Source organism: Sporolactobacillus sp. Y61, from assembly GCF_040529185.1.
Classification (GTDB): domain Bacteria; phylum Bacillota; class Bacilli; order Bacillales; family Sporolactobacillaceae; genus Sporolactobacillus.
The window spans coordinates 640,887-665,949 of the sequence record NZ_CP159510.1 but is presented as its reverse complement, the minus strand read 5'-3'; the positions used below and the strand labels follow the sequence as shown (position 1 = coordinate 665,949).

At 47.8% G+C, this 25,063-nt stretch carries 27 protein-coding genes and 2 other annotated features (1 of these 29 running past the window's edge); all 27 genes read left to right on the top strand.

Annotated elements, in window-relative coordinates; translation table 11 throughout:
- Positions 1-80 (top strand) — a binding site (T-box leader) (it extends 131 nt beyond the left edge of the window).
- Positions 81-239: 159 nt separating this feature from the next.
- Complete coding sequence (gene cysE, locus ABNN70_RS03345) at positions 240-887, top strand: serine O-acetyltransferase (RefSeq protein WP_353948755.1); 648 nt, start codon at positions 240-242, stop codon at positions 885-887.
- A complete protein-coding gene (gene cysS, locus ABNN70_RS03340; RefSeq protein WP_129929995.1) occupies positions 887-2,287 on the top strand; it encodes a cysteine--tRNA ligase in 1,401 nt (466 codons plus the stop codon). Before cysE ends, cysS begins: the two co-directional genes overlap by 1 nt.
- Positions 2,284-2,712: a Mini-ribonuclease 3 gene (locus ABNN70_RS03335; RefSeq protein WP_129929996.1), complete on the top strand. Its 429-nt coding sequence runs from the start codon at positions 2,284-2,286 to the stop codon at positions 2,710-2,712. Before cysS ends, ABNN70_RS03335 begins: the two co-directional genes overlap by 4 nt.
- Positions 2,702-3,445, top strand: coding sequence for a 23S rRNA (guanosine(2251)-2'-O)-methyltransferase RlmB (gene rlmB, locus ABNN70_RS03330; RefSeq protein WP_129929997.1), 744 nt, complete (start codon positions 2,702-2,704; stop codon positions 3,443-3,445). Before ABNN70_RS03335 ends, rlmB begins: the two co-directional genes overlap by 11 nt.
- A 5-nt stretch (positions 3,446-3,450) precedes the next feature.
- Positions 3,451-3,960 carry an NYN domain-containing protein gene (locus tag ABNN70_RS03325; protein WP_353949369.1) on the top strand — a complete coding sequence of 170 codons (510 nt, stop codon included), beginning with the start codon at positions 3,451-3,453 and terminating at the stop codon, positions 3,958-3,960.
- 72 nt (positions 3,961-4,032) lie between these two features.
- Positions 4,033-4,683 carry an RNA polymerase sporulation sigma factor SigH gene (sigH, locus tag ABNN70_RS03320; RefSeq protein ID WP_129929998.1) on the top strand — a complete coding sequence of 217 codons (651 nt, stop codon included), beginning with the start codon at positions 4,033-4,035 and terminating at the stop codon, positions 4,681-4,683.
- A gap of 396 nt (positions 4,684-5,079) precedes the next feature.
- A complete protein-coding gene (gene secE / locus ABNN70_RS03315) occupies positions 5,080-5,274 on the top strand; it encodes a preprotein translocase subunit SecE (RefSeq protein ID WP_129929999.1) in 195 nt (64 codons plus the stop codon).
- A gap of 37 nt (positions 5,275-5,311) precedes the next feature.
- Positions 5,312-5,848, top strand: coding sequence for a transcription termination/antitermination protein NusG (gene nusG, locus ABNN70_RS03310; RefSeq protein WP_129930000.1), 537 nt, complete (start codon positions 5,312-5,314; stop codon positions 5,846-5,848).
- Positions 5,849-6,015: 167 nt separating this feature from the next.
- Positions 6,016-6,441 carry a 50S ribosomal protein L11 gene (rplK, locus tag ABNN70_RS03305; RefSeq protein ID WP_129930001.1) on the top strand — a complete coding sequence of 142 codons (426 nt, stop codon included), beginning with the start codon at positions 6,016-6,018 and terminating at the stop codon, positions 6,439-6,441.
- 93 nt (positions 6,442-6,534) lie between these two features.
- Complete coding sequence (gene rplA / locus ABNN70_RS03300) at positions 6,535-7,227, top strand: 50S ribosomal protein L1 (RefSeq protein WP_353948754.1); 693 nt, start codon at positions 6,535-6,537, stop codon at positions 7,225-7,227.
- Positions 7,228-7,278: 51 nt separating this feature from the next.
- Positions 7,279-7,427 (top strand) — a sequence feature (ribosomal protein L10 leader region).
- A 61-nt stretch (positions 7,428-7,488) separates the two neighbouring features.
- Positions 7,489-7,995, top strand: a complete 507-nt coding sequence (rplJ, locus tag ABNN70_RS03295) for a 50S ribosomal protein L10 (RefSeq protein ID WP_129930003.1) — start codon at positions 7,489-7,491, stop codon at positions 7,993-7,995.
- Positions 7,996-8,065: 70 nt separating this feature from the next.
- Positions 8,066-8,428 (top strand): 50S ribosomal protein L7/L12, encoded by a 363-nt coding sequence (rplL, locus tag ABNN70_RS03290; RefSeq protein WP_353948753.1) that lies wholly within the window; start codon positions 8,066-8,068, stop codon positions 8,426-8,428.
- A 123-nt stretch (positions 8,429-8,551) separates the two neighbouring features.
- Positions 8,552-9,166 carry a class I SAM-dependent methyltransferase gene (locus ABNN70_RS03285; RefSeq protein WP_353948752.1) on the top strand — a complete coding sequence of 205 codons (615 nt, stop codon included), beginning with the start codon at positions 8,552-8,554 and terminating at the stop codon, positions 9,164-9,166.
- Positions 9,167-9,315: 149 nt separating this feature from the next.
- Positions 9,316-12,837: a DNA-directed RNA polymerase subunit beta gene (rpoB, locus tag ABNN70_RS03280; protein ID WP_353948751.1), complete on the top strand. Its 3,522-nt coding sequence runs from the start codon at positions 9,316-9,318 to the stop codon at positions 12,835-12,837.
- A gap of 100 nt (positions 12,838-12,937) precedes the next feature.
- A complete protein-coding gene (gene rpoC / locus ABNN70_RS03275) occupies positions 12,938-16,561 on the top strand; it encodes a DNA-directed RNA polymerase subunit beta' (protein WP_353948750.1) in 3,624 nt (1,207 codons plus the stop codon).
- Positions 16,562-16,644: 83 nt separating this feature from the next.
- Entirely contained in the window at positions 16,645-16,896 is a 252-nt protein-coding gene (locus ABNN70_RS03270; RefSeq protein WP_129930008.1) for a 50S ribosomal protein L7ae-like protein, read from the top strand.
- Between the two features lie 101 nt (positions 16,897-16,997).
- Positions 16,998-17,411, top strand: a complete 414-nt coding sequence (gene rpsL, locus ABNN70_RS03265; RefSeq protein ID WP_353948749.1) for a 30S ribosomal protein S12 — start codon at positions 16,998-17,000, stop codon at positions 17,409-17,411.
- Positions 17,412-17,442: 31 nt separating this feature from the next.
- Positions 17,443-17,913: a 30S ribosomal protein S7 gene (rpsG, locus tag ABNN70_RS03260; protein ID WP_129930010.1), complete on the top strand. Its 471-nt coding sequence runs from the start codon at positions 17,443-17,445 to the stop codon at positions 17,911-17,913.
- Positions 17,914-17,944: 31 nt separating this feature from the next.
- Positions 17,945-20,023, top strand: a complete 2,079-nt coding sequence (fusA, locus tag ABNN70_RS03255; RefSeq protein ID WP_353948748.1) for an elongation factor G — start codon at positions 17,945-17,947, stop codon at positions 20,021-20,023.
- 138 nt (positions 20,024-20,161) lie between these two features.
- Positions 20,162-21,349 (top strand): elongation factor Tu, encoded by a 1,188-nt coding sequence (gene tuf / locus ABNN70_RS03250; protein WP_129930012.1) that lies wholly within the window; start codon positions 20,162-20,164, stop codon positions 21,347-21,349.
- A 259-nt stretch (positions 21,350-21,608) separates the two neighbouring features.
- Complete coding sequence (gene rpsJ, locus ABNN70_RS03245) at positions 21,609-21,917, top strand: 30S ribosomal protein S10 (RefSeq protein WP_129930013.1); 309 nt, start codon at positions 21,609-21,611, stop codon at positions 21,915-21,917.
- Between the two features lie 29 nt (positions 21,918-21,946).
- Positions 21,947-22,585 (top strand): 50S ribosomal protein L3, encoded by a 639-nt coding sequence (rplC, locus tag ABNN70_RS03240; protein WP_353948747.1) that lies wholly within the window; start codon positions 21,947-21,949, stop codon positions 22,583-22,585.
- A gap of 17 nt (positions 22,586-22,602) precedes the next feature.
- On the top strand, positions 22,603-23,226 hold the full coding sequence (rplD, locus tag ABNN70_RS03235) for a 50S ribosomal protein L4 (RefSeq protein WP_129930015.1): 624 nt from the start codon (positions 22,603-22,605) through the stop codon (positions 23,224-23,226).
- On the top strand, positions 23,226-23,516 hold the full coding sequence (gene rplW / locus ABNN70_RS03230) for a 50S ribosomal protein L23 (RefSeq protein WP_129930016.1): 291 nt from the start codon (positions 23,226-23,228) through the stop codon (positions 23,514-23,516). The genes rplD and rplW overlap by 1 nt, the downstream gene beginning before the upstream one ends.
- A gap of 28 nt (positions 23,517-23,544) precedes the next feature.
- Positions 23,545-24,381 carry a 50S ribosomal protein L2 gene (gene rplB / locus ABNN70_RS03225; RefSeq protein ID WP_353948746.1) on the top strand — a complete coding sequence of 279 codons (837 nt, stop codon included), beginning with the start codon at positions 23,545-23,547 and terminating at the stop codon, positions 24,379-24,381.
- Between the two features lie 38 nt (positions 24,382-24,419).
- Entirely contained in the window at positions 24,420-24,701 is a 282-nt protein-coding gene (rpsS, locus tag ABNN70_RS03220) for a 30S ribosomal protein S19 (RefSeq protein WP_129930018.1), read from the top strand.
- Positions 24,702-24,718: 17 nt separating this feature from the next.
- Complete coding sequence (gene rplV, locus ABNN70_RS03215) at positions 24,719-25,060, top strand: 50S ribosomal protein L22 (RefSeq protein WP_129930019.1); 342 nt, start codon at positions 24,719-24,721, stop codon at positions 25,058-25,060.
- Positions 25,061-25,063 lie beyond the last annotated feature (3 nt).

The following is a 25,063-nucleotide window of genomic DNA, read 5'->3' as shown; positions in this document are numbered from 1 at the left end:
AAAACGGTACCCCCGTTACGGGCCGATGAGTGGAGAATGATTCTCAAGCAAAGTGGAACCGCGTTTAAGGCGTCTTTGTGTCAGCCGGCACAAAGGCGCCTTTTTATTCACATGATAAAAAAGTCTGAAACCTTTTTGAAAAAAGGTTAAGAAAAACGAGAGCTCCGGCAACGCCCAAGACAGGCAGCCGGCAAGTTTTTCTCATTATCTCGATTGATTAACGGAGGTGTTATCTGAAGGTGCGCAATATTATAGCTGAGGATCTGCGGAATGTATTCGATCAGGATCCGGCCGCACGCAGCAAACTGGAAGTCATCCTGACTTATTCCGGTCTGCATGCGATCTGGGCGCATCGGGTGGCTCACTGGTTATGGAAAAAAAAGTTTTTTTTCATTGCCCGTGCCCTCTCACAGTTCACCCGTTTTCTGACTGGAATTGAAATTCATCCCGGTGCTCAAATCGGCCGCCGCTTTTTTATGGATCACGGGATGGGTATTGTTATAGGTGAGACATGCGAAATAGGTGATGATGTAACAATTTTTCAGGGAGTCACGCTGGGTGGTACAGGTAAAGAAAAGGGAAAACGACACCCGACGATAGGAAATGACGTACTGATATCAACGGGAGCCCGCATCCTGGGCTCTATCAGGGTGGGCGATCACTCCAAAGTCGGGGCCGGGTCGGTTGTGCTTCACGATGTTCCTCCAGACTCCACAGTAGTAGGTATCCCCGGGCGCGTCGTCAGACAAAACGGACGAAAGATCCATCATCATGATCTGGATCACGCCGATCTGCCCGATCCCGTGGCGGACAGAATGACACGCCTGGAAGCAGAAATCAAACAACTGAAAGAAGAACTGGAAACCATGAAAAGGAGTAGATCATAATGGTACTGAGCGTGTTTAATACACTGACCAGAAAAAAGGAAAAATTCATTCCGCTGGAGAAAGGAAAAGTACGCATGTATGTCTGCGGGCCCACCGTCTACAACTACATTCACATCGGAAACGCCCGTCCCGCGGTTGTATTCGATACGGTTAGACGGTACTTTGAGTATCTCGGGTATTCTGTAGACTACGTTTCTAATTTTACTGATGTCGATGACCGGCTGATCAACGCCTCTAAAGAGCGTCGCATCCCGGTTCCTGAAATTGCTGATCAATTCATTAAAGCATATCTGAGTGATGTGGATGCCCTGAATGTCAAGCGGGCAACCGTCAATCCCAGGGCAACAGAGACCATGGATGAAATCATCACTTTTATAAAAAAACTGGTTGATGAGGGTTATGCCTACGTTGTTAACGGCGATGTTTATTTCCGGACGAGGAAATTTAAGGATTATGGAAAACTCTCTCACCAGTCCATAGATGACTTGAAATCAGGTGCCCGTATCCAGATTGGCGAAAACAAGGACGATCCACTTGATTTTGCTCTGTGGAAAGCAGCCAAACCCGGAGAAATCAAATGGAGCAGCCCATGGGGAGAAGGCCGGCCCGGCTGGCACATTGAATGCTCGGCTATGGTAGAAAAATATCTTGGCGACACCATCGACATTCATGCCGGCGGTGCGGATCTTGTTTTTCCTCATCATGAAAATGAAATTGCTCAGTCCGAAGCGCTCCATCACAAAACAATGGCGCGGTACTGGCTTCACAACGGTCATATTCAGATCAATCACGAGAAAATGTCGAAATCAATCGGGAATGTAATCCTTGTGCATGATCTGATCAAAAAATTTGACCCGCAGGTAATTCGCTTTTTTATTTTAGGTGTTCAGTATCGCCATCCCATTAATTTCAGTGATGCTTTGCTTCGTGATGCGTCGCAGGCCTTCTCCCGTATGAAAACGGCCAGGTATAATCTCGAACATCTGCTCAGGCAGGAGCACGTGACCCTCAGCGGGGACAAGGAGACAGAGGCAGCCTATCGCCATCGGTTTCATGAAGCTATGGATGATGACTTTAATACGGCCAATGCGATTGCTGTCCTGTTCGATATCGTACGGGACAGCAATATTGCCCTGCAGAAGCAGGACGTGGATCTGACGCTTATCGCTGCTTATCTGAATATGCTCGATGAACTCTCGGGTGTGCTTGGACTGAAACTAAGCGAACCATCAGACAGTATATTAGACAGTGATGTTGAAAAACTGATCAGGCAGCGGGAAGAGGCGCGGCAGGCCAAAAAGTTTGATGTAGCAGACCGCATCAGAGAGCAGCTGAAAGAAGCGGACATCATACTGGAAGACACACCGCAGGGCGTTCGCTGGAAGAGGGACGGAGAATGACCATTAAAGGAAAAACGGTGGATCCGGCAACAGTCAACAGTCTGGTCCTGGCGTTCATGGGCGATGCGATTATGGAAGTCTATGTCCGTGAACATGTCATTTGTGCCGGAAAAACAAAGATCCATCAGTTGCATAAGCAGACGGTCAATTATGTATCAGCCAGGGCACAATGCACTTTTCTTCATGAATTGCAGGAACAGCATTTCCTGACCGATGAAGAGATGGACGTTGTTCGCCGCGGGCGTAATACCAGGTCTCATTCCGTGCCCAGAAACACCGACGTGCAGACCTATAATTTCAGTACCGGTTTTGAAGCTCTGATCGGTTATCTGTATTTTTCAGGAAAAGGCAATCGCATTCAGGAGATAATGGCGAAAATATTTACAGATCATCCGACAGAAGGGGGCGCAAGCGATGAGCGATGAATGGATTATCGGGCGTCATCCGGTTGCGGAAGCGATCCGATCCGGCAGAGAAATAAACAAAGTCTGGATGAACAAAGAAGGACGCGGGTTAGGCGAGCTGCTTGACTTGATAAAAAGTCACCAGATTGCCGTGCAGTTTGTTCCCAGAAAAAAGCTGGATCAGCTTTCCCGCTCTTCACAGCATCAGGGCGTTGTGGCATCGATTGCCGCCTACCGGTATGCGACAATCAGCGATTTATTTGCTCTTGCAGAAAAGCGCGATGAACCGCCTTTCTTTATGATGCTGGATAATATCGAAGATCCGCATAACCTGGGTTCAATTCTGCGTACAGCTGATGCCTCGGGCTGTCAGGGCATCATTATCCCGAAACGGCGATCAGTGGGTCTGACCTCTGTTGTGGCCAAAGCGTCAACAGGTGCGATCGAATACGTACCTGTCGCCCGCGTTTCCAATCTAGCTCAGACCATTGATGAGTTGAAGAAAAAGGGTATCTGGTTTGCCGGCACGGCGGCGGATGCCGATTCATCATATGATGAAACCGATTATACGATGCCTGTGTGCCTCATCATCGGTAATGAAGGTACAGGCATTTCGCAGTTAGTCAGAAAAAAATGTGACTTTTTCATACACATTCCGATGAACGGAAAGGTCACCTCACTGAATGCTTCAGTTGCTGCCGGACTGATGATGTATGAAGTATTCAGGCAGCGCAGACAGCGGAAGCAAGGGTGAGTATTTTGAAAGACATTCTGATCGTTGACGGATATAATGTGATCGGAGCATGGAGGGAACTGAAGGCGCTAAAAAAGAAAGAGCTCGAAAATGCCAGAGATATGCTGATTGATAAGATGGCTGAATATCAGGCAGTTACGGGCTGGCGGGTCATCATTATCTTTGACGCTTATCTGATCCCTGGAAAAGAGATCCGGACGCATAAATCCAGAGTAGAAGTGATTTACACCAAAAAAAGTGAAAAGGCAGATCAGAAGATTGAAGGCCTGATTAAAAAAATGAAAAACGTTAAAACGCGGATCCATGTCGCAACATCTGACATGGCGGAACAATGGGCCGTTTTCTCGCAGGGTGCACTGCGCATGCCGTCACGGGAACTGGTTGAAGAAATCAGGACCATTGACAGTCAGATTAAACAAGCCATCATCGATACCAGACCACAGACTAAAGGGTCAAAGATTCCCCTTGACCGGACCATAAGGGAAAAGCTGGAGAAAATGCGCAGAGGTTTTTGAATTTTCTTGACGATTCTAATTTCTTTACTGTATAATCGCAAACAAAGGCATCAACGTTTCCGGGGGATGAAAATGAGTTACAATCCAGTTCAGTCTGACACAGCAACGTTTCGGTTACTTGATGATGAACATTTGCTAAGAATTGTCCAGGATGGAAACAAAGAGGCTCTGGAGTACCTCATTTTTAAATATAAGAATTTTGTCCGTGCCAAAGCGAAAGCCTATTTTCTGGTCGGGGGTGAACACGAAGATATTATTCAGGAGGGCATGATCGGCCTGTATAAGGCTATCCGTGATTACAGGGGAGACAAGCCCGCTTCTTTTAAAGCGTTTGCAGAACTTTGCATTACAAGGCAAATGATTACGGCTGTAAAAACGGCGACCAGAATGAAGCATATCCCGCTGAATTCTTATATTTCTCTTGACAAACCGATTTATGATGAAGAATCTGAAAGGACTTTGATGGATGTTGTCGGTGAAGATGATTCTTCCGATCCGGAGATGCTGTTTATTAACCGGGAAGAATGTGACGATATCGAGGAAAAACTATCGCATATGCTGAGTGAGCTGGAACGAAAAGTGCTTCGCCAGTATCTCGACGGACGGACCTACCAGGAAATATCTGTGAACCTGAAAAGACATATCAAGTCTGTTGATAATGCGCTGCAGCGCGTGAAAAGAAAACTTGAACATTGCCTGCAGATGAAAAAGCTGAGTATCTGATCTGCCCCTGTGTTTATTGACAGGCCTGCAGTGATGTGATAAATTGAAAAAAGAGTAGAATTGCGACAGGAAAGGCGTCATGACGCCTTTCTTTTAGTGTATGAAATTATTCCTGTCTGAGCCCGCCGTTCGGGTAAGCCCACGCAGCGCGGGTATCCGGACGAGGCGGCTCACGGATCGCCCGCTGTCCGCGGGCGCCTGAAGCGAAATGAAGATAAGTTTAACAGCGCCAGGAAAAAGATTTTTCCTGCTGTACGTCGGCAGCATCGGCAGCAAAGGACAGGAACTGACAGAGAGAAGATAGTACGGCCCGAAATCAATAAGTTCTGCAGCACTGTAATACACGCACACCGCGCACAGGGGAATGAAGAACGAGGAATCGGAGGTATAACAAGCATGGCAGGTATTGTAAAGGGGACCGGGAAATTTTTCCGGAGCATCATTACGGAAACCAGGAAAGTCACCTGGCCAACGCGCAGAGAACTGTTCAAATATACGGTTACAGTGATTGTGACTGTTGTATTTCTGGCTGTATTCTTTGTACTGGTTGACTTGGGCATTACGGAACTTATGCGTGTGATCACAGACTGATAATGGCCTGAAGGATAATCATTGGAGGAAGAAAGTTATGGAAAAGAACTGGTATGTTATTCACACATACTCGGGTTATGAAAACAAGGTCAAGACCAACCTCGAAAAAAGAGTGGAATCCATGGGTATGGCTGATAAAATATTCCGGATTCTCGTTCCGATGGAAGAGGAGACAGAAATTAAAAACGGCCAGAAAAAGACAGCTATGCGGAAGGTGTTCCCCGGATATGTCCTGACTGAAATGATTATGACAGACGATTCATGGTACGTTGTGCGCAACACACCCGGTGTTACAGGCTTCGTCGGCTCAACGGGAGCGGGTTCAAAACCGATTCCGCTGCTCCCGGAAGAAGTAGATGGCATTCTAAAGCAAATGGGCCTGAAAGAGAAAACTGTGGATGTTCATTTTGAAATTAATGAACAGGTTAAGGTCAAGGAAGGTCCGTTTGCTGATTTCGTCGGCAACGTAGAAAGTATTGACCCGGAGAAGAACAAACTGAAAGTGCATGTGAACATGTTCGGCCGTGAAACACCGGTTGAACTGGATTTTGAACAGGTTCGAAAGCTTGACTGACTTCGCCTTGCAATTTTATCAGCCGGCGTGTATAATTTCAATGTTTGTATGAGCAAAACCTTAACCGATCTCATCATCATAACGGGAAACTGAACAGGCCATAGAGATTTATCAATTGAGTGGGAGGGCTGTGCCCGTACCACAATTTGTTTCAGGGAGGTGCTCTCATGGCAAAGAAAGTAGTCAAACTGGTTAAACTGCAGATTCCGGCAGGGAAAGCAAATCCGGCTCCGCCAGTAGGTCCGGCACTGGGCCAGGCGGGCGTTAATATTATGGGCTTCTGCAAGGAGTTCAACGCACGTACATCTGATCAGGCAGGAATGATCATCCCGGTGGAAATCACCGTATTTGAGGATCGCTCATTTACGTTCATCACAAAGACACCACCGGCAGCTGTTCTGCTGAAAAAGGAAACGGGTATTGAATCCGGTTCGGGTTCACCGAAATTAACGAAAGTAGCAACGATTAAGCGCGATAAAGTGCGTTCAATTGCTGAACTGAAAATGCCTGATCTTAATGCGGCCGATGTAGATGCCGCCATGCGGATGGTTGAAGGAACGGCCCGGAGCATGGGCATTGTTGTGGAAGACTGATCCGTTCTTCACTAAAAGTGAATGAAGTTCGAGCTGTTTTTGATCGGTGGGAGGTCTGATGCAAACCGTTAATACCACAGAGGAGGATTTGGAATGGCTAAAAGAGGAAAGAAATATCTTGATGCAATCAAAGAAGTCGACCGCTCAAAGGCTTATGATATCGATGAAGCTGTCGCACTTGTAAAAAAGATTGCTCATGCGGGTTTTGATGAGTCTGTTGACGTTGCCGTACGACTGGGCGTTGATACCCGAAAGAACGATCAGCAGGTCCGCGGGGCGGTTGTCCTTCCCAACGGAACAGGAAAAACGCAGCGCGTTCTGGTGTTTGCCAGGGGCGACAGGGCTAAGGAAGCGGAAGCTGCCGGAGCTGATTTTGTCGGCGAACAGGAATATGTTGATAAGATCAATGAAGGTTGGTTCGATTTTGACGTCGTCGTTGCCACTCCTGATATGATGGCTCAGGTGGGCCGCCTCGGCCGTGTGCTTGGTCCAAGAGGACTGATGCCGAACCCGAAGACCGGAACGGTAACGTTTGATGTAGAAAAAGCGGTTAAGGAAATTAAAGCCGGCAAAGTAGAATATCGTGCTCAGAAAGATGGTAACGTCCACGTGCCGATTGGCAAGATTTCCTTTGAAGACAGCAAGCTGGTAGAAAATTTCCGGGTTCTGGTTGATACCCTGGTAAAGGCTAAACCTTCTGCAGCAAAGGGGACGTATCTGAAGAACATCGCTATCTCATCAACAATGGGCCCTGGAGTAAAGGTATCAACAGCCGTTGCCCGCTGAAGCGCTTGACAGACGGGTAGAAGGATAATATAATCGCAGTTGTTGTTTGTACACATTGAATAGCAATAACCGAAGACAGCAGGGGCATCACAGATGCTTAATTCTCCCCGCCGAGGTTTTCAGATTCTTGATAACCGTTATGTGTTGGATAGAAATGGTCCCTCATGTCTTCATTGGACTGAGGGTTTTTTATTGCCTTTTATGAGAATCAGGCAAAATCTGAAATTTCCGGACTGCGGGGAAAAGGGGGTGTAACAGAAAATGAGCAATGCGAAAATCATCGAAGGAAAAAAGAAGGTTGTAGATGAGATTGCCGATAAACTGAAAAACAGTGTGGCAGCCATCGTTGTGAACTATCGCGGTCTGTCTGTTGCAGAAGTCACGGAACTGCGTAAACAGCTTCGCGAAGCCGATGTGGATTACAAAGTATATAAAAATACTTTTGCCCGTCGTGCAACAGCATTAACCGACATGACTTCTCTTGATGAAGCACTCACTGGCCCAACAGCCATCTCTTTCAGCAAGGAGGACGTCATTTCCCCGGCAAAAATTCTTTACAATTTTGCGAAGGATCATGAAGCGCTGGAAATCAAAGCCGGTGTTATTGAAGGCAAACCGGTTTCTATTGAAGAACTTCAGACACTCGCCAAGTTGCCGACAAGAGAAGAACTGCTTTCTATGCTGGCCAATGTGCTGCAGGCTCCAATTCGCAAGTTTGCGATTGGCGTCAAGGCTGTTGCCGACAAGAAGGAACAGCAGGAAGCCTGATCCCGGCCTGATCTGTTAACATTTACAAAAAATGAAGTGAAAAAATGCAATTTGAGGAGGATTATAATCAATGACTAAAGAAGATATCATTGGTGCAATTAAAGAGATGTCGGTTCTTGAACTGAACGACCTCGTAAAAGCAATTGAAGATGAATTTGGTGTATCGGCAGCTGCTCAGGTCGCTGCTCCTGCAGGTGCCGGTGCTGCCCAGGCTGAAGAAAAAACAGAATTTGATGTGGTTCTTGCTGAAGTCGGCGGACAGAAAATTAAAGTTATTAAGGCTGTTCGTGAAATCACCGGCCTTGGTCTGAAGGATGCTAAGAATCTGGTAGACGAAGCTCCGAAAGCTGTTAAAGAAGGCGCTGCAAAAGAAGAAGCCGAAGAAATCAAAGGCAAACTCGAAGATGTTGGCGCAAAAGTAGAGCTGAAATAAGTTTCTGCTCACAAGGCCCGCGCTTGCGCGGGCCTTTCTTATTATTTTACACGATAAGTGCAGCGTAGTATCTGTTATGACAGGTCCGAAAATAAGGAACTTTGGATTGAGGTGCCGATGTCAATGAACGATCACTATTATTCGGAACATCCCCAGGCAGAAAGTCATCCTCAGGTCATCAGCGTAGAGCTGAGAAGCATCCCCTGCCATTTTACAACTGACGCCGGCGTCTTCTCCAGAAAAGGTGTTGATTTCGGATCCAGATTACTGATCGAATCCTTCCGTGAGCCGCCGGTTCCAGGAAGAATTCTTGACATGGGCTGTGGTTACGGACCGATTGGTATTGCCCTGGCTAAAGCCTTCCCGGAACGCCGGATCATGATGGCTGATATCAATGAACGGGCTGTCCGCCTGGCTCATGAAAATGTGAACGCCAACCATGTGACGGCCGATGTGGTTCAGAGCCATCTGTTTACACATGTTGACGGGACGTTTGCTGCGATTGTGACCAATCCGCCGATTCGCGCAGGGAAAAAAATAGTCCGGGAGATTTTTCAGGATGCCTTTCATCATCTGGTGAGCGGTGGTGAATTTTGGTCGGTTATTCAAAAAAAACAGGGGGCTCCTTCAGCTCTTACTGCACTACGCGAACTGTTCGGTACCGTTCAGATAGAAGCACGCAAGAAGGGGTATCATGTTTTTTGTGCAAAAAAGATTGACAATAAAAATCGACTATGATATTATGTTTTAATGCTAACATTGATACTTTTGTGAGTATGCTATTCCCTTTTATTGGGAATACTAATCAAATAATTTTTGAATGACGGTAAGCTTTTCTATTCAGTTTGCCGATTTTTTCAATATGCTTGATTTGAGGGGTGAAATAGTTGACAGGTCAACTCGTACAATACGGACGCCACCGCCAACGCAGGAGCTACGCTCGGATTAAGGAAGTTCTTGAACTCCCTAATCTTATTGAAATTCAGACCGCCTCCTATCAATGGTTCCTTGATGAGGGAATCAGGGAAATGTTTCAGGACATTTCACCGGTGGAAGATTTTACGGGAAACTTGATTCTGGAATTTGTCGATTACAGTCTGGGAGAACCCAAGTACTCGGTAGACGAAGCGAAATCACGCGATGTGACCTATTCCGCACCGCTGCGTGTTAAAGTGCGGCTGATTAATAAAGAAACCGGCGAAGTGAAAGAACAGGAAGTGTTCATGGGCGACTTTCCGCTGATGACGGAAGCCGGGACATTTATTATCAACGGTGCCGAGCGGGTAATCGTTTCACAGCTTGTCCGCTCTCCAAGTGTTTACTATAATGATAAAATCGACAAGAACGGCAAGAAAGGTTTCGGAGCGACTGTCATCCCTAACCGTGGTGCATGGCTTGAATATGAGACAGATGCCAAGGATATTGCTTATGTGAGAATTGACCGCACACGTAAAGTTCCGATAACGGTGCTTTTACGTTCCCTTGGATTCAGTACAGACCAGGAAATCATTGATCTTCTTGGCGATGATGAATATCTCAGAAATACACTGGAAAAAGACAACACCGATAATACAGACAAAGCACTTGTTGAAATTTATGAACGTCTGCGTCCGGGCGAACCGCCGACTGTTGAGAACGCGAAGAGCCTGCTCGAAGCACGTTTCTTTGATCCGAGACGCTATGATCTGGCTAATGTCGGTCGATATAAAATGAATAAAAAACTGAACATCAAAAACCGCTTGTTCAACCAGCGCCTCGCTGAGAAACTGATTGATCCGGATACCGGTGAAATTGTTGCCAACGAAGGGACACTTCTTGACCGTCGGACGCTGGACCGTCTGCTTCCGATCATTGAGAAGAAACTGGGTTATGTTGAATATACCCCGACAGATGGTGTCATTGCCGGCCAGACGGTCAGAGTTCAGTCGATCAGCGTTTACTCACCGCTTGAAGAAGACCAGGGGAAAGTCATTAAAGTGATCGGCAACTGCGGTATTGACAAGTCGATTAAACATATAACCCCGGCAGATATTTTGTCGTCGATTAACTATTTCTTTAACCTCTTGCACGGCATTGGTGACACAGACGACATTGACCATCTGGGGAACCGCCGTCTCAGGTCGGTCGGGGAACTGCTTCAGAACCAGTTCCGTATCGGCCTTTCAAGAATGGAGCGGGTGATCCGCGAACGGATGTCGATACAGGATACGAATAGTATCACACCACAGGCTCTGATTAATATCCGTCCTGTGATTGCCTCAATAAAAGAATTCTTTGGAAGTTCGCAGCTGTCGCAGTTCATGGATCAGACAAACCCGCTTGCTGAACTGACCCACAAGCGCAGGCTTTCCGCACTGGGTCCGGGTGGCCTGACGCGAGAGCGCGCGGGAATGGAAGTCCGTGATGTTCACTACTCACACTATGGCCGCATGTGCCCAATTGAAACGCCTGAAGGCCCGAACATCGGACTGATCAACTCTCTGTCTACCTATGCACGTGTCAACAAATACGGTTTCATTGAAACACCGTACCGCCGCGTGGATCCGGATACCGGAAAGGTGACGGAACATATTGATTATCTGACTGCGGATGAAGAAGATAACTACGTCGTTGCGCAGGCGAATGCCGAACTGAACGAGGATGGCTCATTTAAGGAGGATCATATTCTCGCCCGTTTCCGGAGTGAAAATCTGGTCGTCCATCGTGATCGTGTGGACTACATGGATGTCTCTCCAAAGCAGGTCGTCTCTGTTGCGTCCGCATGTATTCCCTTCCTCGCCAACGACGACTCAAACCGTGCACTCATGGGTGCCAACATGCAGCGTCAGGCCGTTCCTCTGCTGAAACCGGAAGCCCCGATTGTCGGAACAGGTATGGAATACGTTTCGGCCCGTGATTCCGGTGCTGCTATCCGTTCAAAATTCCGCGGGCGTGTAGAGTACGTTTCTGCAGACAGGATCCGGGTACGTACGCTGGAGACGGTTGACGGGCAGGAGACCGAAGGCGATACGGTGACTTACAAACTGTCTAAATTTGAACGTTCGAACCAGGGGATGTGCTACAACCAGAAACCGATTGTTAAAACAGGTATGGTTGTTGATAAAGGCGAAATTATTGCCGATGGTCCATCAATGGACAACGGTGAACTTGCTCTCGGCCGTAACGTACTTGTCGGATTCATGACCTGGAACGGATATAACTATGAAGATGCCGTCATCATGAGTGAAAAGCTGGTCAAAGATGATGTATACACTTCTATTCATATTGAGGAATACGAATCCGATGCCCGCGATACCAAGCTGGGACCGGAAGACATCACCCGCGACATTCCGAATGTCGGTGAAGATGCCCTCAGGAACCTGGATGACCGTGGCATTATCCGCGTCGGCGCCGAGGTGCGGGATGGAGATATCCTGGTCGGAAAAGTGACCCCGAAAGGCGTTACGGAACTGACTGCAGAAGAACGGCTTCTCCATGCCATATTCGGTGAGAAGGCACGCGAAGTACGTGATACATCGCTTAAGGTACCACATGGAGGCGGCGGTATTGTCCATGATGTCAAGGTCTTTACCCGGGACGCCGGGGATGAACTGCCGCCGGGTGTCAATGAACTGGTTCGTGTCTACATCGCTCAGAAGAGAAAAATTCATGAAGGCGACAAGATGGCCGGACGTCACGGTAACAAAGGTGTCATCTCCAAGATTCTTCCTGAAGAGGATATGCCTTATCTGCCTAACGGCCGTCCGCTCGACATCATGCTGAACCCGCTCGGCGTGCCATCCCGTATGAATATCGGGCAGGTACTCGAACTCCATCTTGGTATGGCCGCCCATGAACTGGGCATCCACGTGGCAACCCCCGTTTTCGACGGAGCGCGTGAGGAAGATGTCTGGAGCACGCTGGACGAAGCGGGCATGCCCCGTGACGGAAAAACAGTCCTGTATGACGGACGTACAGGCGAACCCTTTGACAACCGGGTTTCTGTCGGCGTGATGTATATGATCAAGCTGGCACACATGGTTGATGATAAACTGCACGCACGTTCTACAGGTCCTTATTCACTGGTTACGCAGCAGCCTCTTGGAGGAAAGGCACAGTTCGGAGGCCAGCGTTTCGGTGAAATGGAAGTATGGGCACTTGAAGCCTATGGCGCTGCCCACACACTCCAGGAAATTCTGACGGTTAAATCCGACGATGTCGTCGGACGTGTGAAAACTTATGAGTCCATCGTCAAAGGCGAAAATTTACCGGAACCCGGTGTTCCTGAAGCTTTTAAAGTATTAATTAAAGAACTTCAGAGCCTTGGCATGGATGTTAAAGTACTTGCTGCAGATAAATCGGAAATTGTGATTAAGGAACTTGAAGATGAAGAAGAAAATGTTGATGATAACCTGAATGTGCAGGTTTGACGATCCATTGGAAAGAATCAACCTCTTCAGGCAAACAGCTTGGTGAAACAACTCGGCTCCAGGATGGCCGAAACACTGAAAAATAAGGGAGGTTGCCCCCTTGCTGGATGTTAATAAATTTGAATTTATGAAGATTGGTTTAGCATCACCAGACAAAATTCGTTCATGGTCGCATGGTGAAGTCAAAAAACCTGAAACCATCAACTATAGAACGCTGAAACCGGAAAAAGACGGTCTGTTCTGTGAACGTATTTTCGGGCCGACAAAAGACTGGGAATGTCATTGTGGAAAATACAAACGCGTGAGGTATAAAGGCGTGGTTTGTGACCGCTGCGGTGTCGAAGTGACCCGGGCGAAAGTCCGCAGAGAAAGAATGGGTCATATTGAACTTGCAGCACCTGTTTCCCATATATGGTACTTCAAAGGTATTCCAAGCCGGATGGGTCTTCTGCTCGACATGTCCCCCAGAGCGCTGGAAGAAGTCATCTACTTTGCTTCTTATGCTGTGACTGAACCAGGTGATACACCGCTCGAAAAGAAACAGCTTCTTTCCGAAAAGGAATACCGCAGTTACCGTGAAAAATACGGTACGGCATTCAAAGCGGGCATGGGTGCTGAAGCCATTAAAAAATTACTTCAGGATGTTGACCTGGATAAAGAATCTGAAACCCTTCAGCAGGAGATCAAAAACATTCAGGGCCAGCGACGGACCCGCGCCGTTAAAAGACTTGAAGTGGTCGAAGCGTTCCGTGAATCCGGCAACGAGCCGTCATGGATGATTCTGGACGTTCTGCCGGTCATCCCTCCTGAACTGCGTCCGATGGTTCAGCTGGATGGCGGTCGTTTCGCAACAAGCGATCTGAATGATCTGTATCGACGCGTCATCAACCGCAACAACAGACTGAAAAGGCTGCTGGAGCTTGGTGCACCGAGCATTATCGTCCAGAACGAAAAACGTATGCTTCAGGAAGCGGTCGACTCTCTGATTGACAACGGACGTCGCGGACGTCCTGTCACCGGACCGGGTAACCGTCCGCTCAAGTCACTGTCTCACATGCTGAAAGGAAAGCAGGGCCGGTTCCGTCAGAATCTGCTTGGCAAACGTGTTGATTATTCCGGACGTTCGGTTATTGCTGTCGGACCAAGCCTGCAAATGTATCAGTGCGGGCTGCCGAAGGAAATGGCGCTTGAACTGTTCAAACCCTTTGTCATGAAAGAACTTGTCGGACGCGGCATTGCGAATAATATCAAGAGTGCCAAGAGAAAGGTTGAGAAAGTCAGCCCGGAAGTCTGGGGTGTTCTGGAAGACGTGATTAAAGAACATCCGGTTTTACTGAACCGTGCACCAACGCTGCACCGTCTGGGTATTCAGGCCTTTGAGCCAAAGATTGTTGAAGGCCGTGCTATTCGTCTTCACCCGCTGGTCTGCACAGCTTACAACGCGGACTTCGACGGTGACCAGATGGCTGTTCACGTTCCGCTCTCAACCGAAGCACAGGCTGAGGCACGTCTTCTGATGCTTGGGGCCCAGAATATCCTGAACCCGAAAGACGGTAAACCGATTGTTACACCATCACAGGATATGGTGCTGGGTAACTATTATCTGACCCTTGAGAGAAAAGGGGCCGTTGGTGAAGGAAAGGTATTCGAAGATTCAAACGAGGCTATGCTCGCGTACCATAACGGTTATGTACATCTGCATACCCGGGTTGCGATCCCGGCTGCATCGCTGCATAACCCGACATTTACGGATAAACAGAACAGCGAGTATCTGATCACAACAGTCGGCAAAATGATTTTTAATCGCATTTTGCCCAGATCTTTCCCGTATATTAATGAACCAACGGATCACAACCTTCAGGTGGAAACTCCTGAAAAATATTTCGTGCCGATGGGTTCCAATATTCCGAAAGAGATTGCTTCACGTGATGAGATCACGCCGTTCAAAAAAGGATATCTGGGACATATCATTGCTGAAGTGTTCAAACGCTATAAAGTTACAGAAACATCGAAATTTCTTGACCGCCTGAAAGCACTTGGATTCCAGTATTCAACGAAAGCCGGAATTACCGTTGGGGTATCCGACGTCATCGTCCTTCCGGAAAAGAAAGAAATACTGGACAAGGCGGAAGAAAATGTTCAGAAAGTCCTGAAACAGTTCCGTCGCGGGTTAATTACCGAAGATGAACGTTATGAACGTGTTGTTGGTATCTGGAGCGACGCTAAAGATACCATCCAGTCCAAACTGATGAACTCGCTGGAAAAGACCAACCCGATCTTTATGATGAGTGATTCCGGTGCCCGTGGTAATGCCTCCAACTTTACGCAGCTGGCAGGTATGCGTGGCCTGATGGCCGACCCGTCAGGGCGTATTATCGAGCTGCCGATTATCTCAAGTTTCCGCGAAGGTCTGACCGTACTGGAGTACTTTATCTCTACACACGGTGCGCGGAAGGGACTTGCGGATACGGCTCTTAAAACCGCCAACTCAGGTTATCTGACACGCCGGCTGGTCGACGTGGCTCAGGATGTGATTGTCAGAGAAGACGACTGCGGTACAGACCGTGGAATTGTCGTTCGAGCCATCCGCGAAGGAACCGAAGAAATCGAAAGCCTGTTTGACCGTATAGTCGGACGTAGGGCAAATAAGACCGTTTATCATCCGGAAACCGGCGAAGTGCTCGTTAAAAAAGATGAGCTGATTAATGAAGACACAGCCACGAACATCGTGAACGCCGGAATTGAAGAGGTGGAAATCCGTTCCGTATTTACCTGCGAGACGCGTCATGGTGTCTGCAGAAAGTGCTACGGTCGTAACCTTGCCACCGGATCTGAAGTTGAGGTGGGTGAAGCCGTCGGCATTATCGCCGCTCAGTCGATTGGTGAACCTGGTACTCAGCTGACGATGCGTACATTCCATACCGGTGGTGTTGCCGGAGACGACATCACGCAAGGTCTCCCGCGTATTCAGGAGCTTTTCGAAGCGAGAAATCCAAAAGGCCAGGCAACCATCACTGAAATTAATGGTGAAGTGACTTCCATCAGTGAATTGAAAGACAAACGTGAAGTGACTGTAAAAGGCGACCTGGAAACCAAGACCTACACGATTCCGTTAAGCGCCCGTATGAAAGTCGGTGAAGGCAGCAAAGTCAAAGCCGGCGATCCGCTCAACGTCGGGTCAATCGATCCGAAAGAGCTGCTTCATGTCGTCGGACTGCGCGGCGTTCAGAACTATCTGCTCCGTGAAGTGCAGAAAGTTTATCGGATGCAGGGTGTTGAAATCGGTGATAAGCACGTAGAAGTCATGGTTCGTCAGATGATGCGGAAGATCCGCGTCATTGACGGCGGCGATACGTCGGTTCTTCCGGGTGCGCTGATGGACATCCACCGATTCAAGGATGATAACCGCGAAGTGCTTCTGCATCATAAGATTCCGGCAACCGGTCATCCGGTATTACTCGGTATTACGAAGGCAGCCCTTGAAACAGAGTCCTTCCTCTCGGCAGCTTCCTTCCAGGAAACGACGAGAGTCCTCACTGATGCAGCGATAAAGGGTAAAACCGATGAACTGGTCGGACTGAAGGAGAATGTCACCATTGGTAAGCTGATCCCGGCCGGAACAGGCATGCAAAGATATCGTAACATTAAGGTTCAGACAGCCGACGAAGATGCCCAGACAAAAGAGAAAAAACCTGAAGGGGAACTGATTAATCAGGAAAGCTGATCCGGGTGTTGACAACAGGGTTTGGCAGGTGCTATTATATCTGAGTGTTCTTGAACACTCTGTTACTTTGGAGGATTTGAAATATGTCTTATGAAAAAGTGACACAGGCGAAGAATGGAATTATTATTGGGACGAAGCAGACATTAAAAGCGTTAAAGGAAAAGCGGGCTCAGGAAGTCATTATAGCCCGTGACGCCGATGTCCGTGTAACCAGTAAAGTGCTGAAACTTGCGGAAGAACTGGATGTACCGGTCAGTCCTGTCGATTCAATGAAAAAACTGGGTCAAGCCTGTGGCATTGAAGTCGGGGCTTCGACGGTTGCAATAAAAAGATAACTGTTTTTGCGGAAGCAGTCCTTCTGCAAAAACACTTTTTTGCGCGAAAAAGGAACCGCCTGGATCAGTGGGATTAGAAAATGAAAGGAGGAACTGGTTAGATGCCTACAATTAATCAATTAATTAATCAGGGACGTAAGTCAAGAACGAAGAAGTCAACAGCTCCTGCGTTGAACAAAGGCTACAACAGCTTCAAAAAATCACTGACAGATGATTTTGCTCCGCAGAAGAGGGGCGTATGTACCCGTGTCGGTACGCTGACACCAAAGAAACCGAACTCTGCGCTTCGTAAATATGCGCGTGTCCGTCTTTCTAATAACATTGAAGTGAACGCGTACATCCCGGGGATCGGTCACAACCTTCAGGAACACAGTGTTGTGCTGATCCGCGGCGGACGTGTCAAGGATCTTCCGGGTGTCCGTTACCATATCATCCGTGGCGCACTGGACACGGCGAGTGTTGTCGATCGTAAGCAGGGCCGTTCAAAATACGGTGCCAAGAAACCGAAGAAATAATAAATAACTGAAACAGAAGGGAGGATCCATCATGCCCAGAAAAGGACCTGTTGAAAGAAGAGACGTACTGCCTGACCCGCTTTATAATTCGAAGCTGGTCACACGGCTGATCAACCGGATTATGAAAGATGGTAAGAGAGGCAAGGCTCAGACGATTCTCTATCAGGCTTTTGATTTAATAAAAAAACGCACCAACCATGAAGCCATGGAAGTTTTTGAACAGGCACTCAAGAATGTTATGCCGGTGCTTGAAGTAAAAGCACGGCGTGTCGGCGGTTCAAACTACCAGGTGCCGGTTGAAGTGCGTCCGGAACGACGGACGACTCTGGGTCTCCGTTATCTGGTGAACTATTCAAGACTTCGCGGCGAGAAAACGATGGTCGAAAGACTGGCGAATGAAATTATTGATGCCTCCAATAATACGGGTGCGTCAGTTAAAAGGCGCGAAGATATGCATAAAATGGCTGAAGCTAATAAGGCTTTCGCTCATTATCGCTGGTAATGCACGAGGCGCATAGGAAGGAGTGAAAAACATGGCAAGGGATTTTCCTTTGGAGAAGACGAGAAATATTGGGATTATGGCCCATATCGACGCCGGTAAAACAACCACAACGGAACGAATTCTCTACTACTCCGGTCGAATCCATAAAATTGGTGAAACCCATGAAGGTGCTTCACAGATGGACTGGATGGATCAGGAAAAGGAACGCGGGATCACGATTACATCTGCTGCGACGACTGCCCAGTGGAAGAATCACAGGATCAACATTATCGATACACCGGGGCATGTAGACTTCACAGTTGAAGTGGAACGCTCTCTGCGTGTCCTTGATGGTGCCGTCACAGTACTTGATGCCCAGTCGGGGGTCGAACCGCAGACGGAAACGGTCTGGCGCCAGGCAACGACATACGGCGTACCGAGAATTGTCTTTGTAAACAAGATGGATAAAATCGGTGCCGACTTCCTGTATTCATGCAAGACGCTTCATGAACGTCTGCACGCTAACGCCCATCCGATTCAGCTGCCAATGGGAGCTGAGGATCACTATAAAGGTGAAATCGATCTGGTTGGTATGAAAGCCTATATTTATGAGGATGAAATGGGTTCGATCATTGACGCCGAAGAGATTCCTGATGAATACAAAAAACAGGCTGAAGCATATCACGACAAGCTGGTTGAGGCGGTCGCTGATGTTGATGACAACATTATGGTGAAATATCTGGATGGTCAGGAAATCACAGTTGATGAATTAAAAGCCGCTATCCGTAAAGCAACCTGTGATGTTAAATTCTTCCCGGTTCTTTGCGGAACAGCCTTTAAAAATAAGGGCGTTCAGCATGTTCTTGATGCCGTCATCGACTATCTTCCGTCCCCGCTTGATGTTCCTCCGATTAAAGGAACACTTCCGGATTCCGGTGAAGATGCGGAGCGTAAAGCAGATGACAGCGAACCGTTCTCCGCACTTGCGTTCAAGGTGATGACGGATCCGTATGTCGGAAAACTGACGTTCTTTCGTGTCTACTCCGGTACTGCCAAAGCGGGCTCATACGTCCAGAACTCAACAAAGGATACACGGGAACGCCTTGGACGAATCCTGTTAATGCATGCCAACCACAGAAGCGAAATCAAGCAGGTATATTCCGGTGATATCGCAGCTGCCGTTGGTTTGAAGAATACAACGACCGGAGATACACTCTGTGATGAAGATAATCAGGTCATTCTGGAGTCCATGGATTTCCCTGATCCGGTCATTCACGTTGCGATTGAACCAAAATCAAAAGCAGATCAGGATAAAATGGATATCGCTCTGGCAAAACTGGCTGAAGAAGATCCTACTTTTAAAACGCACACGGATGACGAAACCGGTCAGACGATTATCGGAGGTATGGGTGAGTTGCACCTGGACATCATTGTTGACCGTCTGCGCCGCGAGTTTAAAGTTGACGCTAATGTAGGTGCTCCTCAGGTTGCCTACCGAGAAACCTTAACCAAAGCGGGTCGCTGTGAAGGTAAATTTATCCGTCAGTCCGGCGGACGTGGGCAATATGGTCACGTCTGGATCGAATTCGAGCCTCTTAAAGAAGGAGAAGGCTTTGTATTTGAAGACAAGGTTGTCGGTGGCGTTGTGCCGCGTGAATACATCCCGGCAGTTGAGTCCGGGCTGAAAGAATCGCTGGCAAATGGCCTGCTTGCCGGCTATCCGATGATTGATGTAAAGGCGAGCCTGGTTGACGGATCTTACCACGATGTCGACTCAAGTGAAATGGCCTTTAAGATCGCTGCATCGATGGCACTTAAAGCAGCTAAAAATACCTGTGCTCCGGTGATCCTCGAACCTATCATGAAGGTTGAGGTTAATATCCCTGAGGAGTATCTCGGTGATATTATGGGAGACATTACAAGCCGTCGCGGACGTGTTGACGGAATGGAAGCCCGCGCAGGCGCACAGGCCGTTAATGCACATGTGCCGCTGGCTGAAATGTTCGGTTATGCGACCTCACTCCGTTCCTCTACTCAGGGACGCGGGACATTCACGATGCAATTTGACCACTATGAACAGGTGCCGAAGAGTATCAGTGAAGAGATCATTAAAAAGGCTACAGGTGAATAACAACTTTTGTATGCCCGGTAATTGTCACACTTTGTTTTTTATTGTAAGCTAAGGGAGATGGCAAACAACGAGCCTGCCTGCTTCCTTACTGCATATAAATTAAAACTTTGCATTGAATTAAAGGAGGATTATAAATCCATGGCTAAAGAACATTATGAACGCACAAAACCGCATGTTAATATTGGCACAATCGGTCACGTTGACCACGGTAAAACAACTTTGACTGCAGCGATTACAAGTGTGCTTGCCAAGCAAGGTACAGCTAAGGCACGTGCTTATGATTCTATTGATGGTGCTCCGGAGGAACGTGAACGTGGGATCACGATTTCAACGGCACACGTTGAATATGAAACTGAAAAGCGTCATTATGCACACGTTGACTGCCCCGGCCACGCAGACTATGTAAAGAACATGATCACCGGTGCAGCACAGATGGACGGTGCGATTCTTGTTGTCTCCGCTGTTGACGGTCCGATGCCGCAGACTCGTGAACACATTTTGCTGGCACACCAGGTCGGTGTTCCTGCAATCATTGTATACCTGAACAAGACGGATCAGGTTGACGATCCTGAACTTCTGGAACTGGTTGAAATGGAAGTTCGTGACCTGCTCAGTGAATACGGTTATCCGGGTGACGATGTACCGGTTATCAAAGGTTCTGCTCTGAAAGCTCTCCAGGGCGACCCTGAAGAAGAAAAACATATTGTTGAACTGATGGATGCCGTTGATAACTACATCCCGACACCTCAGCGTGACAATGACAAGCCATTTATGATGCCTGTCGAAGATGTCTTCTCCATTTCCGGTCGTGGTACGGTTGCAACCGGCCGTGTAGAGCGCGGAACGGTTAAAATCGGTGACGAAGTTGAAATTCTTGGTCTGACTGATGCACCGAAGAAGACCGTTGTAACCGGTGTTGAAATGTTCCGTAAAACTCTGGACTTCGCTGAAGCCGGTGATAACATCGGGGCGCTTCTTCGTGGTATTGACCGTGATGGTGTAGAACGCGGCCAGGTTTTAATTAAACCAGGTACAGTTACAGCATATACGCACTTCAAAGCTCAGGTTTACGTTTTGAAGAAAGAAGAAGGTGGCCGTCATACGCCTTTCTTCTCAAACTACCGTCCGCAATTCTATTTCAGGACAACCGACGTAACCGGCACAATCACTCTTCCGGAAGGAACAGAAATGGTTATGCCCGGCGACAACGTCAATATGGATGTTCAGCTGATTTCACCGATCGCTATTGAAAAGGGAACAAAGTTCACGATTCGTGAAGGTGGCCGTACAGTAGGCGCCGGCTCTGTTTCTGAAATTGTTGAATAAGAAACAGATAAAAAGGACATCCCTCCAGGGGGATGTCCTTTTTTTAACTTTACAGCGGCCAACCTGAAGAGCTGGAGAAAAAAACAGGTTAATTCTTGATTTGTCCGGTATGCTCATGTATAATGAGTAAGTTGTTTGTTAGCGATGATGCGGAAGGTTGCGGATACACCCGGCTCCTTTGCCAAGGCGGGTGCAGATGGAAATTTTCGTGGAGCAAGTCTGTTTTTAAAAAATGGACGAAAAAAGGAGGGAATGTAACATGGCAAAGCAAAAGATTCGCATTCGTTTAAAGGCATATGATCATCGTATTCTGGATCAGTCGGCTGAAAAGATTGTGGAAACGGCAAAACGTTCGGGAGCAAGGGTTTCAGGACCGATTCCGCTCCCCACAGAAAAGTCGATTTACACCGTTCTGCGTGCCGTGCACAAATACAAAGACTCACGTGAACAGTTCGAAATGCGTACGCACAAACGTTTAGTTGATATTGTTGAGCCGACACCTCAGACGGTTGATTCATTAATGAGACTGGATCTTCCTTCAGGTGTAGACATCGAAATTAAGTTATAAATCCCTATATGAAACAGGAGGTGTAACGGATGACTAAAGGAATCTTAGGCAAAAAAATCGGTATGACGCAGATTTTTGCGGAAAACGGCGATGCACTCCCGGTTACGGTTGTTGATGTATCGGGTAATGTGGTTCTTCAGAAAAAGACGGCCGAATCAGATGGTTACGAAGCCGTTCAGCTTGGCTTTGACAAACTGAAGGAATCACGCATTGTCAAACCGGTTCAGGGACACGCCGATAAAGCAAAGGCGGAACCTAAGCGCTTCATTAAGGAAATCCGTGATGTAAACCTTGACGACTATGAAGTTGGTCAGGAAGTAACAGCTGATATTTTCAAAGCAGGAGACGTCATTGACGTAACGGGTACTTCGAAGGGGAAAGGCTATCAGGGCCCGATTAAACGGAACAACCAGTCCCGCGGACCGATGACACATGGTTCACGTTACCATCGTCGTCCGGGCTCTTTGGGCGTTATCGACCCGGCCCGCGTGTTCAAAGGCAAAAAGCTCGCCGGCCGTATGGGCGGAGAGAGAATAACTGTACAAAACCTCGTTGTTGCAAAAGTTGACGCTGAACGGAAACTGCTTCTGATCAGAGGCAATGTCCCGGGCGCAAAGAAAAGCTATATTACGATAAAATCTGCCCGTAAAGCGGCAGAAGCTAAATAAGAAAGGAGGATGCTTCCATGCCAAAAGTAACTGTTTATGATCAAAAAGGTGCTGAGGTCGGAAATGTTGAACTGGCTGATGCCGTTTTTGGCATTGAACCGAATGAACATGTCCTGTATCAGGCGGTTGTGATGCAGCAGGCGTCACAGCGTCAGGGCACGCACGCTGTTAAAAACCGTTCTGCAGTACGCGGCGGCGGAAGAAAACCGTGGCGCCAGAAAGGAACCGGCCGCGCACGTCAGGGATCCACACGTTCCCCGCAGTGGGTCGGCGGCGGTACGGTATTTGGACCGACACCACGCAGCTATGCCTATAAACTTCCTAAAAAGGTGCGCAGGCTGGCTATTAAATCTGCTTTATCAGGGAAAGTCGGAGAAAAGGATTTAATTGTTCTGGACAGCCTTAAATTTGAAGCTCCGAAAACAAAAGAATTTATTGCTGTATTGAAGAATCTGTCAGTATCAGAAAAAGCTCTTGTTGTCACGAATGAAGCGGATGACACCGTGATCCTGTCCTCCCGCAATATTCCTGGTGTAAAGGTACTGACAGCATCCCAGGTCAACGTTCTTGATGTTCTGGCACATAACAAACTGATTGTCACCAGGGACGCTGCCGAAAAACTTGGGGAGGTGCTTGCATAATGAAGGATCCGCATGATATTATTAAGCGCCCCGTGCTGACTGAAAAAACAACTGATCAGATGGCGGACAAGAAATATACGTTTGATGTTGATCTTCGTGCAAACAAATCTGAAATCAAACGCGCTGTGGAAGCCGTTTTTGAAGTTAAGGTCGATAAAGTCAATACCATGAACGTGAAGGGTAAGCCGAAACGTTATGGCCGCTATTCCGGCTACACAGCACGACGCAAAAAAGCGATTGTTACTCTGACACCTGAAAGTAAAGAACTCGATTTTTACGAGGGCGAATGAGCATCAGTAAAGAAGGAGGTTATTGATCGTGCCACTTAAAAAGTATAAACCGACGTCCAACGGCCGGAGAAATATGAGCTCGCTGGATTTCGCTGAAATAACAACAACGACTCCGGAAAAAACGCTGCTTCGGTCGCTGCCGAACAAAGCAGGCAGAAACAATCAGGGCAAACTGACTGTTCGTCATCAGGGCGGCGGTCACAAGCGTCAGTACCGTCTGATTGATTTTAAACGTGATAAAGACGGCATTCCAGGCCGCGTTGCAACGATTGAATATGATCCAAACCGGACAGCAAATATTGCACTTATTCACTATGTGGATGGTGAAAAACGGTATATCCTTGCTCCCCAGGGTCTCAAAGTAGGAACAGAAATAATGTCAGGGACCGGAGCAGATATCAGAACCGGTAACGCGCTGCCGTTAAAAAACATTCCTGTAGGTACAACGGTTCACAATATTGAACTGAAGCCGGGAAAGGGCGGACAGCTCGTTCGTTCGGCAGGGGCATCTGCACAGCTTCTCGGTAAAGAAGGTAAATACGTACTGATCCGTCTTGTATCCGGTGAAGTCCGGATGGTCCTGGAAACCTGCCGCGCAACAATCGGGCAGGTTGGCAACCTGGAACACGGCCTTGTGTCGGTTGGTAAAGCGGGTCGCTCACGCTGGAAGGGTATCCGCCCGACTGTCCGTGGTTCTGTTATGAACCCGAACGACCATCCGCATGGTGGTGGTGAAGGAAAGGCTCCTGTAGGGCGCAAGTCACCGATGTCACCATGGGGCATGCCGACGACGGGTTACAAGACGCGGAAGAAGAAGAATCAGTCTGAACAGTTCATCGTCAGACACCGCAAAAACAAAAAATAAATACGGATGATAAATTATTTTTGGAAGGAGGCCTATTCATGAGCCGAAGCTTGAAAAAAGGACCTTTTGTCGACGATCACCTGATGAAGAAAGTCGCTGCACTGAATGATAAGGATCAAAAAAGAGTCATTAAAACCTGGTCAAGAAGGTCAACGATATTCCCCGACTTTATTGGCCATACCATCGCTGTTTATGATGGCCGCAAACATGTGCCGGTTTACATTACAGAAGATATGGTTGGACATAAACTGGGTGAATTTGCACCGACAAGAACGTACCGCGGACATGTATCTTTCGATAAGAGAACAAGCGTTCGTTAAGGAAAGGAGGAAATCTGATGCAAGCAAAAGCTGTTGCCAGACAAATTCGAATTGCTCCCCGTAAGGCGCGTCTTGTTATCGATCTTATCAGGGGAAAAGAGGTCGGCTATGCTCTGGCAGTTCTGCAGAACACGCAGCGAGCCGCTTCTCCGATCATTGAAAAAGTACTGAAATCTGCTATTGCTAATGCAGAACACAATTATGATATGGATACCAGTGACCTGTATGTTGAAAAAGCTTATGTGGATGAAGGCGCAACGCTCAAACGCTTCCGTCCGCGTGCTCAGGGACGTGCAAGCAAAATTAACAAACGTACGAGTCACATCACGGTTATCGTATCAGAAAAGAAGGAGGGATAATGA

Coding starts and splice junctions, on each gene's coding strand:
- cysS (WP_129929995.1), top strand. CDS start 887: ATGGTACTGAGCGTGTTTAATACACTGACCAGAAAAAAGGAAAAATTC.
- ABNN70_RS03335 (WP_129929996.1), top strand. CDS start 2,284: ATGACCATTAAAGGAAAAACGGTGGATCCGGCAACAGTCAACAGTCTG.
- rlmB (WP_129929997.1), top strand. CDS start 2,702: ATGAGCGATGAATGGATTATCGGGCGTCATCCGGTTGCGGAAGCGATC.
- sigH (WP_129929998.1), top strand. CDS start 4,033: ATGAGTTACAATCCAGTTCAGTCTGACACAGCAACGTTTCGGTTACTT.
- secE (WP_129929999.1), top strand. CDS start 5,080: ATGGCAGGTATTGTAAAGGGGACCGGGAAATTTTTCCGGAGCATCATT.
- nusG (WP_129930000.1), top strand. CDS start 5,312: ATGGAAAAGAACTGGTATGTTATTCACACATACTCGGGTTATGAAAAC.
- rplK (WP_129930001.1), top strand. CDS start 6,016: ATGGCAAAGAAAGTAGTCAAACTGGTTAAACTGCAGATTCCGGCAGGG.
- rplA (WP_353948754.1), top strand. CDS start 6,535: ATGGCTAAAAGAGGAAAGAAATATCTTGATGCAATCAAAGAAGTCGAC.
- rplJ (WP_129930003.1), top strand. CDS start 7,489: ATGAGCAATGCGAAAATCATCGAAGGAAAAAAGAAGGTTGTAGATGAG.
- rplL (WP_353948753.1), top strand. CDS start 8,066: ATGACTAAAGAAGATATCATTGGTGCAATTAAAGAGATGTCGGTTCTT.
- ABNN70_RS03285 (WP_353948752.1), top strand. CDS start 8,552: ATGAACGATCACTATTATTCGGAACATCCCCAGGCAGAAAGTCATCCT.
- ABNN70_RS03270 (WP_129930008.1), top strand. CDS start 16,645: ATGTCTTATGAAAAAGTGACACAGGCGAAGAATGGAATTATTATTGGG.
- rpsL (WP_353948749.1), top strand. CDS start 16,998: ATGCCTACAATTAATCAATTAATTAATCAGGGACGTAAGTCAAGAACG.
- rpsG (WP_129930010.1), top strand. CDS start 17,443: ATGCCCAGAAAAGGACCTGTTGAAAGAAGAGACGTACTGCCTGACCCG.
- fusA (WP_353948748.1), top strand. CDS start 17,945: ATGGCAAGGGATTTTCCTTTGGAGAAGACGAGAAATATTGGGATTATG.
- tuf (WP_129930012.1), top strand. CDS start 20,162: ATGGCTAAAGAACATTATGAACGCACAAAACCGCATGTTAATATTGGC.
- rpsJ (WP_129930013.1), top strand. CDS start 21,609: ATGGCAAAGCAAAAGATTCGCATTCGTTTAAAGGCATATGATCATCGT.
- rplC (WP_353948747.1), top strand. CDS start 21,947: ATGACTAAAGGAATCTTAGGCAAAAAAATCGGTATGACGCAGATTTTT.
- rplD (WP_129930015.1), top strand. CDS start 22,603: ATGCCAAAAGTAACTGTTTATGATCAAAAAGGTGCTGAGGTCGGAAAT.
- rplW (WP_129930016.1), top strand. CDS start 23,226: ATGAAGGATCCGCATGATATTATTAAGCGCCCCGTGCTGACTGAAAAA.
- rpsS (WP_129930018.1), top strand. CDS start 24,420: ATGAGCCGAAGCTTGAAAAAAGGACCTTTTGTCGACGATCACCTGATG.
- rplV (WP_129930019.1), top strand. CDS start 24,719: ATGCAAGCAAAAGCTGTTGCCAGACAAATTCGAATTGCTCCCCGTAAG.